Here is an 18,146-nt window from a genome sequence, read left to right as displayed (position 1 = left end):
AGCGGGGTCTTGTATCTCCTGACCACTTGTGCGATCCGGCGGTCGGCTCGGGGTCGCTGCTGTTGAAGTTCGGCAAGGTGCTCGGCAAGAACAATATCCGTCAGGGGTTCTACGGTCAGGAGATCAACCTGACCACTTACAACCTCGCGCGGATCAACATGTTCCTGCACGATGTGAACTACGCCGACTTCAACCTCGCCCATGGCGACACTTTGATCGACCCCCAGCACTGGGACGACGAGCCGTTCGAGGTGATCGTTTACAACCCGCCCTATTCGATCAAGTGGGACGGCGATGCCAACCCGCTGCTGATTAACGACGAGTGGTTTGCACCGGCCGGTGTCCTCGCGCCAAAGTCGAAGGCCGACTTGGCCTTCACGATGCACATACTCAGCTGGCTGGCCATCAATAGCACGGCGGCGATCGTCGAGTTCCCCGGCGTGCTGTATCGCGGGGGAGCGGAGAAGAAGATCCGCCAGTATTTGATCGATAACAACTACGTCGACGCCGTTATCTAGCTTCTGGCAGACCTGTTCTTCGGGACGACGATCGGGACGTGCATCCTTGTGTTGAAGAAGTCGAAGAAAACCAGCGATGTGCTGTTCATCGACGAGTCGGCTGAGTTCAAGCCCGTCGGCAACAAGAACAAGCTGCTCGAGGAGCACCAGGATCGGATCCTTCGGGCGTTCACGACGCGTGAGCCCGAGGACTACTTCACAGCGCTCGTCCGTAATGAGCACATCACCGCAAACGACTACAACATCGCGGTCTCGTCGTACGTGGAAGCGAAAGACACTCGCGAAGAGATCGACATCACGGAGCTGAATGCCGAGATCGCGCGCATCGTAGCGTGCCAGGCAGAGCTTCGCATGGCGATCGACGAGATCGTGGCGGACCTAGAGGGTGCGAAGTGAACCGCATCGATGAACTGATTCAGGAGCTATGCCCAGATTATGTTCGACATGTTGCGCTATCCGAGATTGCTGATTACTCTTCGACGCGCGTGGACGCCGCCGATCTCGACGAAACTATCTTCGCGGGCGTCGATAACCTTGTCGCCGAGAGGGGGTCGTGTCGATGCAAGCTACCCGCCGAACACCGCCCGTCTGACCTCCTACGAGCCGGGGGACATCCTACTCGGGAACATTCGTCCGTATCTAAAGAAGGTGTGGCGAGCGACGAATGAAGGCGGCTGTAGCGGCGATGTCCTAGCGATCCGGATCAAGTGTGAGAACCGCGACGAGATCTATTCTAAGTTCCTCTACTACTTGCTTTCCTCCGACGTCTTCTTTGCGTACAACATGCAGGGGGGGCTAAAATGCCACGCGGAAATAAAGCCGCGATTCTGAATTATCGAATCCCTGTTCCGCCTCCTGAGATTCAGCGCGAGATCGTGCGAGTATTGGGTCAGTTCACTCAACTGGAAGCGGAGCTGGAGGCTCGGCGCGCCCAGTACTCCTACTTACTCGACGTCACTGTTTGAAGAGTTGGTCTCCGGGGGCGCAGATGGTTCCGATGCGTGATCTTGGACGCTGGTTCGGAGGCGGTACGCCTGCGAAGGCGTAAATCGGATTACTGGGTTGACGGCACGATCCCGTGGATTTTGCCAAAGGACATGGGAGTTTCGGCGATAACGGATACCGGAGACTACATTACCGAGGCCGCAGTGGCAGGATCTGCGACAAAAATTGTGCCAGAGCATGCCGTTGCGATCATGACACGATCCAGCATTCTCGATCACACACTTCCCGTTGCGTTTCTTAACCGCCCGGCGGCGCGCGGAGATACTACGTCGTGTTCGTCGCAGAGTAGGATCGGTAGCCTCACTCGACAGGTCATCGACGTGCTGTCTGAGTTCTTCGAGCGATTCCGAGGGCTTGCCGCGGGAAGTGAAGAGTCTGGGAACTAAAACCAGCGCGGTGATATGAACTGAGAGATGCACGATCTATTCGAGATGCTGATCAACCGTGCCGTTCATATTGTTTCCGTGATCACTGTTAGCTAAGAATCGTCGTGGTTCACACTGTCGACGTTCGTATCTGTTCCGCCTTTTGCGCCAGACCCATAATAGCTAGTCGGACTTGTTTGTAGTGATCATCGAGATCCAGGGCGCGGTGCTCAGCTGCGCGCGTCGGCGGCATCGATGAGCGCAGCAAACTCAGGATTGCTGATCACCTCCAGTTCGAACTCTTGTGCCTTGTTCCGAACTGCCTCGTCACCGGTGACGACGACCCACTTGGGACCGAATAGTATCGGATCGTTGTGCTCTTTCCCTTCGAGCGCGCACGCCACAACCAACGGATCGGCGTTGCCTCTGTTGGCATAAAGGTCGACGAGCCTGGTGTCTCCGGGAGAGATTGATTCCATGATCTTTGAAAGCCAATGGAGCACCCGCGGTGTGGTCGGATATTTTTTATCCTGCAGCGCCGCGATGTCCGGGAACCCGGCAGCCTCGTGCATGACCTCTTCAGGTATGACCGCGTTCTCCAGGAAGAACTCGCTCGCGCGACGCTTTCTGCCGAGCTGGCTAAGGGTGTTGGTATCGATCACAAACCGCTGTCCGAAGTCGTTCATTCGACGGCTCTCCGAAGGTCTTCGATCTGCGACGGCCTGAGGTGGTTCAGACAGATCGATCGACAAAACTCACCTGCAGAGATTCCGCCGCTATCGAGCACATGCAGCATCCGAACGGTAAGCTCTCGGCCGTTGTATTTGCGCACGGCATTTTCGGGATGAATCGGTCTGCGCGGGCCACCTTGCGGACGGCTCCTAAACTCCCTGCGCAGCTGTTCGAGGTGCACGATGGCGGTTCTCTGGTCTATCAGCCCCAACCGCATCGCGCGGACCGTGACGGCACTTGCAGTTACCTTGAACTCGTCCGAAGCCGCTTTCACATTTTCCAGCGAAGTGAGCCTCAAGGTACTCAGCGATTCGGCAGGCATGAGCATCGCACCAGCGATGTCGTACTCTTGGCCGGGACCCGTCTCGGTACTGCCTCCATCCCACGTCATCGGAGCGAAGATGCGTCGCGCGATCAGCACTGTCATGAGCGCCAGGGTGAAGATCGTGCGCCCCACGGGCTCCTGATCGTCCCCATGGTCTCCACCCGCCAGGAAGATGTATGGGACCTTGTTGTCCCGGACCGTCATCCCACTGAACTTCACATGGGTCAGGCGCTGCGGCATGTAGTGCTGCACGCTGCGCGACACCAACACCTGGTTGGCTTCAAGATGATCGATCAATAGTTCGAGAGTGGTCTCCTTGTTTCTGCACGCACGCAGGCGATCATAGGTGAGACCGAGCGCTTTCATAAGGTCAACCGCAGCGGAGTCGACGGAGGTTATTTCACCATGGAGCAGGCCAATGATTTTGTTTTGCTGCAGTGATGCGTCGTGCTTGCGGACGAGTTGCTGCTTCCGTATGAGGTCTTTAACTATCAGTTCGACGTCACGCAGCTCTACCTTGGCACGGGAGCCAATGGAGAAGGTGTCTCTGCTGACACCCGCGAGTAGCTTAGCTGTCTTCTGATCGACCTGCTCTCTCACCACCTTTTCCGGGGCGAAAAACAGCGCGTACGGGATATCACCCGTTCGGGCGAGATCGACCAATTTGGAGAACTCAATGCTGCCGGATTGGAGGGCATTTTTGTAGTCCGCATACGTGCCGGCTACCGAGTTGTTGAAGAGGGTGGTGAACACGATGTCTTCTATGGGGACCTTGGCCCGGCCGAGGAGAACATTGATAGCGATTTCAGCTCACCTCCACAGTGGTCGCATCTATGCGGCCTCGATCTTCTGTCTATATATCATAGTGTGCACCTCCCCGACTGACACTCCAACGGATTCTGCGATGGCGAGTAGTGTCTCTCCCTGATAGCGCCGATCGATAATTGTGGCTTGCATGGCGTTACCGACGACTCGCAGATGGCCCCGACAGCTCCGTCTTCGCGAGCTGCTTGCAGTCGCTACACCTGATCCTGCCACTCAGAGCCGAGCATCGAATCTCAGTGATCTCACGAACCAGTTCGCGAATGTCCGAGAGTGTGTTGTTCTTGTACGGTGCGGGAGTCCCAGGTGACTCTCACGAGGTCGATGAACGTCATCGTGCATGCTCGGAGCCGGCCCCTCCGAATATATCGCCGGCGGGGTAGATGAAATCTAGATACTCGCAATTCTCATAGGTTTATTGAACATGAAGCTGCGAAGACTTGGCATATCCGAGGGTCCAATATGTCGTCTGACCAGCGATAAACTACTTCCATTCGCTGTCATCGGTGCGCCTCTGCCGGATACACGGTGGCGGGAATGACTCTAGGGGAGGGCGCGAGCACCCTCGATGAACTGGTCGCCGAGGATCACGCGCGCCTTGCCCTGGTCTTTGGCACCGAAGGACACGGTTTAGAGGTGAGCACCGACCATCTCCTCGACCACAGAGTAACGATTCCGATGATGGGCGGGGTTGATTCCTTAAATGTGGCCGCCTCCTCGGCGGTGGCGTTTTATGCGACCCGTGTAACACAAAAAGGCCGCTAAAGCAGCACATCCCATGTCCACAAAGGCCGTGGTTCTGGCTAAATGCGACGGCTCAGCTCTGAGACCATAGTGCTATGCCTCGTCTTCCTCGCATCAAGCCCAGCTCACCCCGGCGCACGCTCCAGAACGAACTGCGAGACCGAGGATTGCCCTTAGTGGTGGAATCCTCGGTGAGACGCCGAGCCTTGATCCGACGCTGCGGGCCGGTATTGCTGACCGTCGGTTACCTCTTTCTCATCGGGGCTGTGGGCGACAGAGTGGCACTGCCCATCTTGGAGAAACTAGAAGCTCAAAATCTCGACCTCAACGCCGTACCGTCCGACGACATCTTTCACTACGCAGCCATTCTTATCGCGATAGCCATCGCAACTATTCTTATTCCAGTTATTTTGTGGCTTTCCGTTCTTTTGGTGCGCACAGCAAAGCCTTCGACCCAGCGAGCTGTAGGCTTTCTCGGCCTTGTCATGATGATTATTGTGCCGGTCGTCATTGATCCGCAGCGAACCTACGCCCCCATCGAAGGGGTAGTGGCTGCTGCCGTGATTGTGGGAGGCGCCTACGCTGGTCTTGGAACAATTCTGATGTGGAGTCTGCGTCGCACAGTCCGTGAGCTGTGGACATTGGGACCGATGACCGTCCGAGTGCTTCCAGTTCTTATGCTGGCAATCCTATTTTTCTTCTACAACGCCGAAATTTGGCAGATCGCGGATGCTCTGTCGCCGCAAAGAGCAGCTCTGACCGCGATTGTTTTGATCGCTTTAACTGCCGCGTTAATCGTGGTCCAGGTGCGCGACGAACTTTCCGAAGCGGGAGTTCTCCAGCAGCTGCGGGAGATGGTTCCTGCCGCACGCCGTATTGAACGACTCAACGTGCTGTTGGTGGCCGCCACTGTCACCGGCATCCAGGTCGCAATTTTTTCCCTCTTAGTTTTCCTGTTCTTCATAGTCTTTGGCGCATTATCGGTCCCTATCGCAACCATCACCCAATGGTCGGGGCATCCTCCCAGCTACGTGCTCCCGTTTGCACATCAAAGCATCCCGATCACCCATGCGCTGATCAAAGTCTCCGCTGTGCTCGGGGTGTTTGCGGGTCTTAACTTCACCGCCTCAACGGGCATCGACAAGAAGCATCGAAAAGTCTTTTTCTTCCCTATCTTGGATGAGGTGAAAACCGGTCTGGAGGTTCGGGAACGCTACCTTCAGCAGCCGTAACCTTGCCCAAGGCTGAACGACGGAAGCAGGAAACCAGGTTTCAACCCGCACCTCAGCAGCCCTCACCACTCGTATGTCACACCCCCAATTCATGATGATCAGGTAACCGACGAGCGGGGCGGCGGGCGCCAGGAGTTTGACACCAGGGGCCTCCGGCGCTGTACTAATCGAACAGGTGTTCGAGAATGGGGGTGTGAGGAGCGATGCGTACGCGCACAATCTCAGGTGCCGAGCAGTCGTACCAGTCGCATCTGCCGCATCTGCATTCGCTGGCTTACACGGACCGTTTGAGCAAGGCTCGTGAGGCCCTGAACGCAGCTGAGAACAAGACAGTTATCGCCACGCGGAGCTGGAATGTTCACCCCGGGGGCGGGCTCAGTGCGGTTGGCACAGATCGGGAACCTATCCATCGGGGTGAGGGGGCAAGACCTCTCCCGCGGCGGGTAGGACGAAAGCAGAGCACCTCACCTGCGCGTCTAGAAGCTGTTTCTCACCAAGAACTGGGCAAAGATTGTCGTTCTGGCGCAGATCTTTTACCGGTTCCCACACCGCTTGCATCGGTTGTGCCGTACGGAGGGTTGCGTCCGGGAAGTAGCGTCGGTGTTCGAGGATCGCGTCTACTCATGCTGTCACTGGCCGCTAGCGCCGCAGGATACGACGGCTGGTGCGCGGTTATCGGATTCAACGATTTTGGTTTTCGAGCTGCTGAGGAAGCCGGTATCGACCTGGCTCGCTTTGCGGTCGCGGCTGCTCCAGCTGAGCACCTTGCATCCACGCTGTCCGCTCTTACCGACGGTGTCGCTGTCCTTTTGATCGGACGGGATGCAGCGGTGACCCCAGCGTTATGGCGGCAATTACTTGCCCGTGCACGCACCCGAGGCACGCTCCTTATTGCGGAAGAACCTCCTGGTCACAGCGACTTGACTCTCAACGCCACACCATTGACCTGGACAGGTTTAGCCAGGGGGAGCGGGCGTTTGCGCGGTCGGCGGGTTCTGCTGTCGGCCAACGGGAGAGGTTTACCAGCAGGGGCTGAAGTCACTGTTTTGCTACCCGCGGTCGGCGGCAAGGTAGCGAGTGATCCTCTCGCAGCATCCCACCGTGTCAAGGATGAACTGGCAGGCACTTGGCATACTCAGCCTGCGGCAATATCAACTCACGCCATGTCGGCTGAGGCCACCGTGGTCCCTCTGAAAAGAGTGGGCTAATGGGCGCGACACACAGGGCAACACGTACTGCTGCTGTCGTCATCCCCGACTGGCCTTTGCTTTGCGCAGGCGAACGCCTTGGCATTGAAGGGCCTGTCATCCTCATGCACCGGCACCGGGTGCACATAGCGAGTTCAGAGGCCACAGCTGCCGGCGTCACACCGGGTATGCGCAGGCGCACAGCCCAAGCGCTCGCCCCCAATGCCCACCTGGCAGATGTCGATGAAGCAGCGGATGCCGCCCTGTTTGATACTGCAGCGGCGGCGGTGGATACGGTTGCAGCAGGCGTAGATATCTTGCGCCCCGGGGTCTTGCTGGTCAGTGCTAAAGGCCCGGCACGCCATCACGGTAGTGAAGAAGCTTTTGCCATCGAGGTGACCGATGCCCTGGCAGAACGCGCAGGATGGGAGTGCACGGTTGGAATCGCCGATGGTCCCTTCGCCGCATTGCTGGCAGCTCGCAGCGGCAGAATCATTCATCCGGGGCGGTCAGCCGAGTATCTTTCGCCCCACCCTATTCAGGCACTATCCGATGCACCGGTTGGGCCGGGATGGGGCCACCGGGAACATCTGGCCCCAGAAATACAACAGGGCCGTAGCACCAGCGCCAAAGGCTCATCGCTGGATATTCAAGATGTCATCGGAGTTTTAACTCGACTGGGAATAAAAACGCTCGGTGATTTCGCCGCTCTACCGCCCAGTGCAGTGGCTGATCGTTTCGGCCCTGATGTGGCCTTACTTCATCTGCTTGCTCTAGGTGGCGAAGCGTACCCACCTACGGTGTCCCACCCGCGTCAACCCATCGATGTGTTGCGCGTCCTCGACCCGCCGGTTGTGCGTCTCGACCAAGCAGCATTCCTCGCCCGACCGCTCGCGGAAGAACTGCAACGGGCGCTGCGCCGGGAAGGATGCGTTTGCACACGGTTACGGATCAGTCTGCTCACCGAAGATGGGCAAGAGATTGAACGCATGTGGCGGCACGACGGAGCACTCGATGTGCCCGATATTGTCGACCGGATTCGCTGGCAATGCGACGGCTGGATCACAACCATGCAACGTCGCGGGGATACCCCGTCTGCCATCGTCAGAATTGGACTGCACCCTCTTCAAATCTCTCCGTCCGGCGCTAGCTCACTCGGATTGTGGGGGCGTGCCGGTCAGGCGGGAGAGCAAGCGGCTAGGGCATTCGCACGGATCCAGGCCACCGTGGGGGAGGCCGGGGTGGTCGTGCCGTACCGCCGCGGCAGCCGGTTTCTGGCAGAAGAGATGGCTGCGGTGCCGTGGCGTGTTGAGCCACCGGCGCCTAAACCAGGCCCATGGCCCGGTTCGTTACCCGCGCCAACCCCGAGCATCGTCTTTCGCGATCCTCCTGCGATAGAAGTCACCGATGAAAAGGGGCAACCCGTCCTCTTAACCTCACGCGGCCTGCTGAGTTCCCCGCCTGTCTGGGTCTCAATCCCACCTCAGGCTCCGGCACCATTGACCGCTGTTTTTCGCAGTGCACGGCCCCGGATTCAGACTTCGCCTCCTGCGCCGTCACCCAGCTGCGAGTCCAGCTCCTCTCGCATCTGGATCCCTGTGCGGGAGTACGGGATTCCGCAGGTGCTTGATGAGCGGTGGTGGGATAAGGATGGACAATCCACTGCGCGGTGGCAGATCTGTGTGGATGACGCTTGTGGCCTGCTCCTTCTTGGGCATAACGAGCAGTGGAGGGTGGAAGGAATATATGACTGAAACATCAATGCATAAAGCTTCCCCAGAGTTCTTGATGAGGAAACACCGATGAGTCGCTGGCACTCTGGCCCTCGTTCCTGGCGCGAAGTCGATGACATCCTGTCCGATCGCATGTCATCCAACAGCGGAGATTCCTCGTCTGCCAGCGTATATCCCGCCTCATCCGATGGCGCATGCCCCGCGGACCCCACAGCGGATGCCACGGATCCTCCTCACCCAACTAGCGCGCAGGGAAAGGCACGTAAAGAACCTGATCAAGGTCTTTATGAGGACACCATTGCCTACGCAGAGCTACATGCCCATTCTCATTACAGTTTTTTGGACGGAGCATCTAGCCCAGAAGATATGGTCAGCCAAGCGATGCGACTTAAATTGCACGCTTTAGCCCTCACCGATCACGACGGATTCTACGGGCTCGTACGCTTTGCGACGGCAGCACGCCGATGTGGCCTCAAAACAGTATTCGGCGCTGAACTCACCGTCGGCACCGAACCCGGGGCAACCGTGGCCGGTGATCTGCCCGTACCATCATCTCCGCGGACTGGATGCGCAGACCCTCAAGGGGAGCACCTGCTTATTCTGGCGCGCTCACCCGAGGGGTATCGATCACTTGCCGCAACCATTGCCCGAGCCCATCTCGCCGGAGGTCAAAAAGGCTCGCCGGTATATCGGCTCAAAGATTTAGCACGGGAAGCTCAGGGAGGAAACTGGCTGATCCTCACCGGGTGCCGACACGGAGCCGTGAGCGCAGCAGCCCAGGCGCATCTTATACACGGCAACCTAGAGGCAGCCGCACTGGCCGCCGCCGATCACATAAACCGGCTGCTCGACATTTTCGGAGTAGGTCAGGTTGTGGTCGAACTAGTAGCACAGGGCGATACCCTCCGGGACGAACTGCATGATGCTTTGGTTCAAGGAGCACGGATTGTTCGAGAGCAACGCAATCTAGGTATTTCTCTTTTACCCGAGGTCATCACCGGTAATGCGCACTACGCGCATCCACAAGACCGACGCCGAGCCGATGTGCATTCTGCTTTACGAGCAGGAGTCCCGCTAGATCAAGCCGATGGCTATCTCGCTTCCGGTTCATCCCACTTACGCAGCGGAAAAGAAATGGCCGAGCTAGTACCCAGGTATCCGCACGCACTCGCAGAGAGCGTGCGGATCGCTGAGAAGTGCGCCATGGATCTACGGCTCATTGCGCCCGATCTACCGCCATTTCCAGTGCCTGACGGACATGACGAAGCATCCTATTTACGCGAACTCGTGTACCAGGGGGCGAGCGAACGCTACGGGCCTGCCCCGCAGATGCACGGCCTTCTCCCCGAGCCTGCGCATAATGACAAAGCGTGGACACAGATTAATCACGAGCTCGACGTGATCGAGAACCTAAATTTCCCCGGTTATTTCCTGATCGTGCATGAGCTGGTGAAATTCTGTCGGGACAACGACATTCTGTGCCAGGGACGCGGCTCCGCAGCAAATTCTGCTGTGTGCTACGCGCTGGGAGTCACTTCCGTGGACCCGGTCAAGCATGGCTTGCTCTTTGAACGATTCCTCGCGCCAGAGCGCGACGGGCCTCCAGATATCGATATCGACATCGCCTCTAATCGACGTGAGGAGGTGATCCAATATGTTTACGCGCGCCACGGACGCACCTATGCGGCGCAAGTCGCCAATGTGATTACGTACCGGTCGCGGCTTGCAGTGCGGGATGCTGCACGAGTGCTGGGGTATGACGTTGGCCTCCAAGACGCCTGGTCCCGCCAGCTCGAACGCCGTTTCTCATCGCTGAATACCGCCGAAGGCATTCCAGATGAGGTCATCGCCATAGCCCAAGAACTGCTCCATACGCCTCGGCACCTCGGGATTCATTCGGGAGGGATGGTGATGTGCGATCGTCCTGTTATTGAGGTTTGTCCGGTGGAATGGGCGCGCACTGAGGGGCGCACCGTTTTGCAGTGGGATAAAGATGATTGCGCTGATGCGGGACTCGTAAAATTTGACCTGCTAGGCCTCGGCATGCTGACCGCACTAGATCACTGTCTACGCCTAGTTTCTGAACACCATGGTGAAGACTGGAGCCTTCACTCTCTTCCGCAAGATGATCCAGCGGTGTACGACATGCTGTGTGCAGGCGATAGCGTCGGGGTTTTTCAGGTGGAATCCCGAGCACAGATATCAGTCCTGCCACGAATGCGACCACGAACTTTCTACGACCTGGTGGTGCAGGTTGCGTTAATCCGGCCAGGCCCCATCCAAGGGGGATCCGTCCACCCCTATATTCGTCGCCGCAACGGGGAGGAGGACGTCACTTATCTACATCCGCTTTTAGAAAAGTCGCTCGCGAAAACCCTAGGTGTTCCTCTTTTCCAAGAGCAGCTGATGCAGATGGTGGTGGATATCGCGGACTTCACCCCTGCCCAGGCCGACCAGCTGCGCCGTGCGATCGGGTCCAAACGATCGACAGAGCGAATGCTTGAACTATCCGATGAGCTGTTTGCTGGTATGGCTCGGCATGGGATCATCGGCGAGGTCGCCCAACAGGTTCACCGGAAACTCTTAGCGTTCGCCAACTACGGTTTCCCTGAGTCGCACGCCTTTTCCTTCGCCTATCTGGTGTATGCGAGTTCTTTCCTCAAATGTCATTACCCGGCGGCGTTCCTGGCAGCCTTGCTGCGCTCCCAACCCATGGGGTTCTATTCCCCTGCTTCGCTCGTAGCCGATGCCCGTCGGCACGGGGTACTCACCCTCGGGGTGGATATTTCTGCCTCGGAAACGGTCGCCACCTTAGAGTGCCCACCCGGTCATACCCCTTACCGTGCGATGGACGGTGACGGGTTACAGGTGACCGGGGAGACGGCTCGCCGAGGACCAGCGGTGCGATTAGGTCTGTCATCGGTCCGGGGAATCGATAGCGAATGCGCTGAACGCATTGTGGACGAACGATCCGTCGGCGGTCACTTTAGCTCAATACCTGATCTCGCCCGCCGGGTTGGTCTATCCAAAGGGCAGCTTGAAGCTTTAGCAACAGCTGGTGCCCTCGACGAGCTGGCAGGTGGATCCAGACGCCGCGCGCTGTGGGCGGCTGGACCAGCAGCGCAAGAACGACCCGAATGGTTACCCGGCCTCACCGTAGGCACCGACGCCCCGACCTTGCCCGGTATGAGCGATTGGGAATTAAGCGCGGCCGATGCCTGGGCCACAGGCATTACGGCACGGGAGCATCCCATGAGCTTGCTGCGCGATGAATTAACGGACCACCACGTGGTGCCTATCGCTAACGTGCGGAAAATCGAACCAGGGACCCGCGTTTTGGTCGCCGGGCTCATTACCCATCGTCAACGGCCCCAAACCGCTTCGGGGATCACATTCCTCGGACTCGAAGATGAAAGCGGAATCCTCAATGTGGTCTGCAGTCAGGGCATGTGGCGTCGGCACCGAATCTTATTGCGCACTGCTCCGGCGGTGATCATGCGCGGCATAGTCGAAAACGTCGATGGGGTGGTGAGCCTTATGAGCGACGGGGCGCGGGCAATCACCAGTCCAGTTCCGGTCCGATCCCGAGACTTTCAGTAACTAACGCGCTACTGAGAACCTACGGCAGTGACCGCATCGGCTTTTGGCTGGATGGGAATTTTGTGCATGCGGATCCGACGACTGGCTATCAACGTGACCACAAGCGCTCCGATCGCCCAGACCAGCAGCTCGATAACAACTCGTGGAGACGAACCCACCTGCCCGCCGAGCCCAGCATGGACCAGGCCGGAGGACAGAATCGTTAAAGGCAGACGATTCGCGATCGCTTGCAGCGCATCCGGAGCGGTTTGTATCGGCAAAATACCTGTAAGCATGACGGCCTGGACGACCAACAAAATTAATGCGACTACCCGTCCGGTCCGGCTGCCGAAAACGGCAAGCAGAGCTTGAATAACGCACGCAAAGGCGATAACCCCAGCGGCCATCATCACGCCGGTAACCAGTGGAAAAGCTGGGCGAGCACCGAGTAGTGCAACAGATCCACCCACTAGAATCCCCTGACCGAGACCGATCAGAACAGCCGGTACCAAGGACCGAAGAACAACCAACCACATCGGCAGCGCACGATCCAGAAGACGACGCGAAACAGCAGGCACGAAGAGGAAAACCCCAAAAAGGCCGAGCCACAGCGCAAGGGCAATCACAAACGGAGCCGTTGCAGTTGCGTCACTCGAGGCTGCGTTATGAGTTGTCGCGACGGTAGAAACAGGTTCTGCCACCACCGAGCTCATGCGTTGCTGCTGTTCAGGTGTGTACTCGGGGACTTTATTGGCGCCGTCGGTGAGCCCTCCAGCAAGCTCACCGCTTCCGTTGGCGAGCTTATGTGAGCCCTGCGTCAGCTGTTCAGTGCCGTCGGCTAAAGTGCGGGTGCCGTCAGCAAGCTCATGTGAACCGGATACCAGGTGCTGGGAGCCAGCCTGAAGCTTCACCGTCCCGTCGTGCAGAGCGCGTACACCACCGGGCACCTCACGAGCTCCCTGAGCCAGGCGTTGGGAGCCGTCACCAAGCTGCGCCGTTCCCGCGGATAGAGCCTTCGTCCCGTCGGCGAGCTTCGATGCGCCGTGTGACAACGCTGAGCTGGCCTTTTCAATGGCTCGCGTTCCCTCAGCTATACCGTGTACCCCGGTTGTGAGTGCTGGGGCAGTGCCGGCGAGCTGCTTGGCGCCATCGGCGACCTGTTGGGCACCTTGGAGCAGCCCTGGCTGCCCCTGGGATCCAGGCGAGGAAGGCTCAGCGCTGAGAGCGCCACCTACTGTTGTCACGCCGGTTGCTACCTTCTGCGCACCGGTATCGACCGTGGTTGCAAGCGACAACAGCCCTTGACTGTTCTCCGTGCCCACCATTTTGTCGAGCGTGCCGACGTATTTCGCCACACCATTTTTAATGCCGTCGCAGAGTACCGGATCGGCCCCGGGCGCCTGGCAGCGGGCGATCAGCTGCTTGGTGAGATTCGTTAGCCCCGGGTTACGGGGGGAACCTGGGGTGCCGTCCAGCACAGTCCGAAGACCTTCAGCCTGTTTGGTTATGCCGCGGGTTCCCTGTGCTACGTTCTGTGCGCCACTGGCTAATCCTGGCTTCCCCGAGTCCTGATCGCCATTAATCGCGGTGTTGATGTGGTCCACGCCGTCACGAAGTTTCGCTGTACCGTCGGCAAGGTTCTGCGTTGCGTGAACGAGGCCGGGATTCTTTGCGGTGCCATCACCAGCGAGCTGTTGGTCTAAAAGCTCGGCTGCTGATGCGAGGCCGGGGGAGTTTTCTGTCCCGGCGAGGCCGGCGTGCAGGGCTGAGGTTCCGGCAGCGAGTTGGTCTGCCCCGTGAGCTAGGTTCTCTGCTCCTCCGGCGGTGCTGTGAATACCGGAGTCCAGAGTGTTGAGGCCTGCCACGAGATCGGTAAGTCCGACTGAGAGCCGGGAACTACCGTCGGCGCTTTGCGCGAGTCCGTGATTGAGCTGGACGGTGCCTCCGGCAAGCTGATCCGCACCGGAGGCGAGTTTCTGGGCCCCGTGAGAGGTTTTTTGCATCCCCTGGTCGAGTGATTGAGCGCCGCGTTGCAGTTGATGAGCACCGGCTGCGGCGTCCGTCAGGTTGTTCTTGATGGAACTAAAACCGATGTAGATTCCCTTCATGTACTGCTGCGTAAGTTGGGAACCGGTACCGTCAGCAGCGGCCTGTGCAATTTGCCGGCCGATGAGGCCCGCGAGGGGACTGTTTGCGTCATTCGTGACGACGCTAATGCTGGCTTTTTTCGCTTGAGGAGTGCCCAGGGTGGCCAGTTTGGCCGAGAAATCTTTGGGGATCGTGATGACCGCGGAATAGGTTCCGTTGTCGAGGCCTTCTTTTGCTTTATTAGCGTCGGTAAGGATCCAGTCGAGCTTTACCGACTGTGCGATCTGATCGTCTTTCACGGTGGCAGGCTGGGTGAGCGCCCCGGTCAGCTGGCGCCCAAAGGGAACGAAGGTGTCCTTTCCGTCAATGGTCATGTGGGTGCCGGTGTCGAGGTTCACCACGGCGGCGGGTACTTTGTCGACTGCGGACACGCGTCCTTGCAATGCCCAGAGGCCGATGCCCGCTGCGACGAGTGGAAGAACGATCAGGGCAATCAGCGCTTTGGGATTTTTCCATAGGCTGCGAGTGCCGGGCATACGGTTGTGGTTCACGATTCTGCCCCTTCCAAACGATGGCCGGATCGATCCTGGCTGGAGGATGCCCCGGATACCGCAGCTGCGCCTGAAGAACGGGGGATTTCCGGTGAATTAGATGCTGCTGCGTACCCGGTTGTGTGCTTTGATTCGCTCGGTGCTGCCTGATCAACGATCAGCTGTACGATCCGGTTTGGGTCCTCCAGCTGCGCGCGCAGTTGGGTAATCAGCTGACTGCTGTTTTCCTGCGGCCCGGCCTGCACTCCGTCGATCACCCTGGTCTGCGTGGCGTCGATTGCCCCGTCATGTGCCGTGGCGTCCGCCTGGGGGCCTACAGCTGTGTAAGGTCCGGAGCATCCGATCACGGCGGTGGCTCCGCGGCGGAGCAACCGTTCAAGGCTGGCGACCGGCGGCTCATTCTTATCCTTGGCTGATGGCGGGAAGAGGTCGCTGATCTGTTCAATCACGATGGTGCGCCCGGAGGCCGTTGACCGGTCTAGGGCGTGAAGCCTGCTCTGAATGTTATCGGCGTCTAGGTCGTGTGCTGCCGCGATGACGTGAGTGCGAGCTTGAACCGCGGAGCTTTCATCGGGTACGAACCGGTGATGGACCACGCAGATCCCTGCGGTGGGGGCAATGCGTCCGGACAGCAAACTCATCACGATCTGGGGGGCTGTGGGATCTTGACTGCACACCACGAGAATCTGGCCGGGGGAGACGAGGGCATTGAGACCGCGCAGGGGAGCGCCCCTCACGCCGAGGTCTGGGGTGTCGACATTTTCGAGTCGAATGGATACATCGCCGTGTTCAGCAACCCAGTCGCGATGTTCGAGCACGCGGACGAGACCTTCACCTTCGACGTCGAGGTGGGGCAGGCGCCGATCGATCCAGGATGGGAGCCTCCAGGCCCGGTCGCCGAGAAGAGCGAGCACTGCTGGGACCAGAGTCATTCTGACGAGGAACGCATCCACGGCCACACCGACAGCGAGTCCGAACGCAATAGGCTGGATTTCAAAACTGGATTCGGGAACGAAGGTGATAAATACTGCGAACATGATGAGCGCAGCGGCCACGACCACTGATCCGCTCGCGGTAAAGCCGCTGACGATGGATTCTTTAGCTTTTCCGGTGTGGACATAGTCTTCTCGGATTCGGGAGACCAGGAACACCTCATAGTCCATGGCCAGACCGAATAGGACACCCATTAAAACAATCGGCATGAAGGAAATAACGGGTGCCACCATGTGGATATTGAGGGCTGCATTTCCCCATCCGTATTGGAACACCATGGCTACCGCGCCGAAAGCGGCACCGACGGAGAACAGGTATCCGATGGCCGCTTTCATCGGCACCCACAGCGACCGGAAAACCATGGTGAGCAGAATGAGTGAGAGTCCGACCACGAAAATACCGAAGGGGAGCAGGGCGTTTTCGAGTTTGTGTGTGATGTCGACGGCGACTGCGGTCTGCCCGGTGACTTTCATATCGCTGATGTCGTAACGAGCTTCGAGTGCTGGCACGCGCTGCCGGAGATTTTTCACTAGCTCACTGGTGCGGGGATCGTTTTGCCCGTAATCGGGAACGATTTGGACGATGCCGAGGTCAGCGCCTTGATTTGGGGTGGATAGGCCTACGCTTGAGACCCCGGGCACGGTCTCAATATCTCGTTTGAGACCCGCCATGACACCCAGGGGATCTTTGGTGTTAATGATGTCTGCGGTGACGATGAGTGGGGCGTTGTACCCGGGTCCAAATTTGTCTGCGATGAGGTCGTAGGTTTGGCGGGCTTGCGTGGATGACGGTTTCGTGCCGTTATCCGGGAGTCCCAAGGCCAGGTCTTTTGCGGGCACCGCCACCGCTCCCACGACGAGCAGCACACCGACGATGGTGATGATGGGATGTTTAGTGATCAGCCGTGCCCAGCGCGTGCGCAGTGGAGTCTTTATGTTGTGCACCGAAGTTTTCGGGATAGGTAACGACGTTTTCGCGCTGCGCGTTGGATCGTCGGCGGACGCCTCCGCTGCCTGATGTTTGGTCTTACACGATGGGGTCGAGGCGTCTTCTAATTGCTGGGCCGCTGAGGAGGTAGCACTGTCCTGGTGACTCGGCAGTTGATCGGGACGAACAGTCTGGTCGGTTTTCCGTACACGCCGACGCGGACGTAAGCGCTCACCAAACAGGCTCAAGATTGCTGGGAGCAGCGTAATAGCTACGAGCACCGCTAGGGCTACCGCCCCCGCTGAGGCCAGACCCATGACGGTAAGAAAGGGAATGCCGCACACGAATAGTCCAACCAGAGCGATGACGACTGTAAGCCCTGCGAAGATGACGGCGCTGCCTGCGGTACCTACTGCGCGGGCAATGGATTCCTTGACCTCCATCCCTTCAGCCAGTTGGTGGCGATGTCGCGACAGCAGGAATAAGGCGTAGTCAATTCCAACAGCCAGCCCCAGCATGATGGCCAGGGTGGGCGTGGTGGAGGAGATGTCGATAAAGGCTGCGGAGATGTAGATTCCCGCGATGGATAGTCCCGCTCCAAGCACAGCGGTCACAATCGGCATTCCCGCGGCGATCAGGGAGCGGAAGGTCAGCGCTAGAACAATTAACGCTAGGAGAAGGCCGACTACTTCGCTGAGGGACGCACCGATTGAAATGGTCGTGAAGATCTCGCCCCCAACCATGATGTTGACGTGAGAGATGTGTGCGGTCGTTGCGACGTCGCGGACTGCGTCCACGGTTGCGGGGGAGACGGTGGCTAGATCCTCGTGCAGCTGAACCGTACCGATCACGGTCGTGCCGTCTTGACTGATGCTGGCTGGGTTATCTGCATCAAAGGGGTTGGGGGCCGCCGCCACCCCGTTGACCTGGCTCACTCGCTGCATGGTCTGCGTGATTGATGCGGCATGGTCGGCGATGGGGGAGCCGTCGGTGGTGGTGAAGACGAATTGACCGCTGGATCCGGCAAGGACGGGGAATCGCTGACTGAGCAGGTCTATTCCCTGTTGCGATTGGGTGCCAGGGATTGAGAATTCGTTATTGAGACGGCCTCCGAGTCCGACGGCGAGCAGCGCGCAGGTGACAAGGACCATGAGCCAGGCCGCGATCACTCGCAGCCGTGCGGTGGCAAGGGTATGGCCGAGGCGGTAGAGGACGGACGACACGGTAAGACCCCTTTTCCCAGTCCTCAGCGCGCATCGCCAAGCCATCAGCTTGTGGATGGCGCGTCAGATTCCATGGGCGACGCACCCGGTGCCGCTGAGGGCTCCTGGCGAGCCGCTTTGCC

General features: G+C 58.7%; 10 protein-coding genes and 3 pseudogenes. 9 read left to right on the top strand and 4 right to left on the bottom strand.

Features of this window, described 5'->3' with window-relative positions:
• Nucleotides 1-29: 29 nt before the first annotated feature.
• The 4 genes and pseudogenes from BN1724_RS01935 to BN1724_RS01925 form a co-directional block, all read left to right on the top strand.
• A pseudogene (locus BN1724_RS01935) lies at nt 30-914 on the top strand (type I restriction-modification system subunit M); the annotation flags it as partial.
• Complete coding sequence (locus BN1724_RS13155; protein ID WP_197671747.1) at nt 911-1,186, top strand: hypothetical protein; 276 nt, start codon at nt 911-913, stop codon at nt 1,184-1,186. The pseudogene BN1724_RS01935 and the gene BN1724_RS13155, both read left to right, overlap by 4 nt.
• A gap of 117 nt (nt 1,187-1,303) precedes the next feature.
• Nucleotides 1,304-1,483: pseudogene (locus tag BN1724_RS13150) on the top strand (restriction endonuclease subunit S); the annotation flags it as partial.
• Between the two features lie 36 nt (nt 1,484-1,519).
• Nucleotides 1,520-1,909 (top strand): restriction endonuclease subunit S domain-containing protein, encoded by a 390-nt coding sequence (locus tag BN1724_RS01925; protein WP_058234003.1) that lies wholly within the window; start codon nt 1,520-1,522, stop codon nt 1,907-1,909.
• A gap of 209 nt (nt 1,910-2,118) precedes the next feature.
• Here BN1724_RS01925 and BN1724_RS01920 read toward each other — a convergent pair whose 3' ends face one another.
• Entirely contained in the window at nt 2,119-2,574 is a 456-nt protein-coding gene (locus BN1724_RS01920; RefSeq protein WP_058234002.1) for a hypothetical protein, read from the bottom strand.
• Nucleotides 2,571-3,698 (bottom strand): hypothetical protein, encoded by a 1,128-nt coding sequence (locus BN1724_RS01915; protein ID WP_058234001.1) that lies wholly within the window; start codon nt 3,696-3,698, stop codon nt 2,571-2,573. The genes BN1724_RS01920 and BN1724_RS01915 overlap by 4 nt, the downstream gene beginning before the upstream one ends.
• A 582-nt stretch (nt 3,699-4,280) precedes the next feature.
• On the opposite strand from BN1724_RS01915, the pseudogene BN1724_RS01910 reads away from it, so the two are divergent.
• The 5 genes and pseudogenes from BN1724_RS01910 to BN1724_RS01890 form a co-directional block, all read left to right on the top strand.
• Nucleotides 4,281-4,532, top strand: a pseudogene (locus BN1724_RS01910) (TrmH family RNA methyltransferase); the annotation flags it as partial.
• A gap of 74 nt (nt 4,533-4,606) precedes the next feature.
• Nucleotides 4,607-5,743 carry a hypothetical protein gene (locus BN1724_RS01905; protein WP_157085712.1) on the top strand — a complete coding sequence of 379 codons (1,137 nt, stop codon included), beginning with the start codon at nt 4,607-4,609 and terminating at the stop codon, nt 5,741-5,743.
• A gap of 203 nt (nt 5,744-5,946) precedes the next feature.
• Complete coding sequence (locus tag BN1724_RS12795; RefSeq protein WP_157085711.1) at nt 5,947-6,951, top strand: hypothetical protein; 1,005 nt, start codon at nt 5,947-5,949, stop codon at nt 6,949-6,951.
• Nucleotides 6,951-8,684 carry a DNA polymerase Y family protein gene (locus BN1724_RS01895; RefSeq protein ID WP_058233997.1) on the top strand — a complete coding sequence of 578 codons (1,734 nt, stop codon included), beginning with the start codon at nt 6,951-6,953 and terminating at the stop codon, nt 8,682-8,684. The genes BN1724_RS12795 and BN1724_RS01895 overlap by 1 nt, the downstream gene beginning before the upstream one ends.
• A 48-nt stretch (nt 8,685-8,732) precedes the next feature.
• Complete coding sequence (locus BN1724_RS01890; protein WP_058233996.1) at nt 8,733-12,263, top strand: error-prone DNA polymerase; 3,531 nt, start codon at nt 8,733-8,735, stop codon at nt 12,261-12,263.
• A gap of 8 nt (nt 12,264-12,271) precedes the next feature.
• Here the strand turns inward: BN1724_RS01890 and BN1724_RS01885 are convergent, their stop codons facing one another.
• Together BN1724_RS01885 and BN1724_RS01880 are read right to left on the bottom strand one after the other, a co-directional pair.
• Nucleotides 12,272-14,881, bottom strand: a complete 2,610-nt coding sequence (locus tag BN1724_RS01885; protein ID WP_058233995.1) for a YhgE/Pip domain-containing protein — start codon at nt 14,879-14,881, stop codon at nt 12,272-12,274.
• Nucleotides 14,878-18,024: an MMPL family transporter gene (locus tag BN1724_RS01880; RefSeq protein ID WP_058233994.1), complete on the bottom strand. Its 3,147-nt coding sequence runs from the start codon at nt 18,022-18,024 to the stop codon at nt 14,878-14,880. The genes BN1724_RS01885 and BN1724_RS01880 overlap by 4 nt, the downstream gene beginning before the upstream one ends.
• Nucleotides 18,025-18,146 lie beyond the last annotated feature (122 nt).

The sequence above is a fragment of the Devriesea agamarum genome (assembly GCF_900070355.1).
GTDB classification, from domain to species: Bacteria; Actinomycetota; Actinomycetes; order Actinomycetales; family Dermabacteraceae; genus Devriesea; species Devriesea agamarum.
Note: the sequence above shows the minus strand (reverse complement) of the source record. Positions and strands in the feature narration are given on the sequence as shown.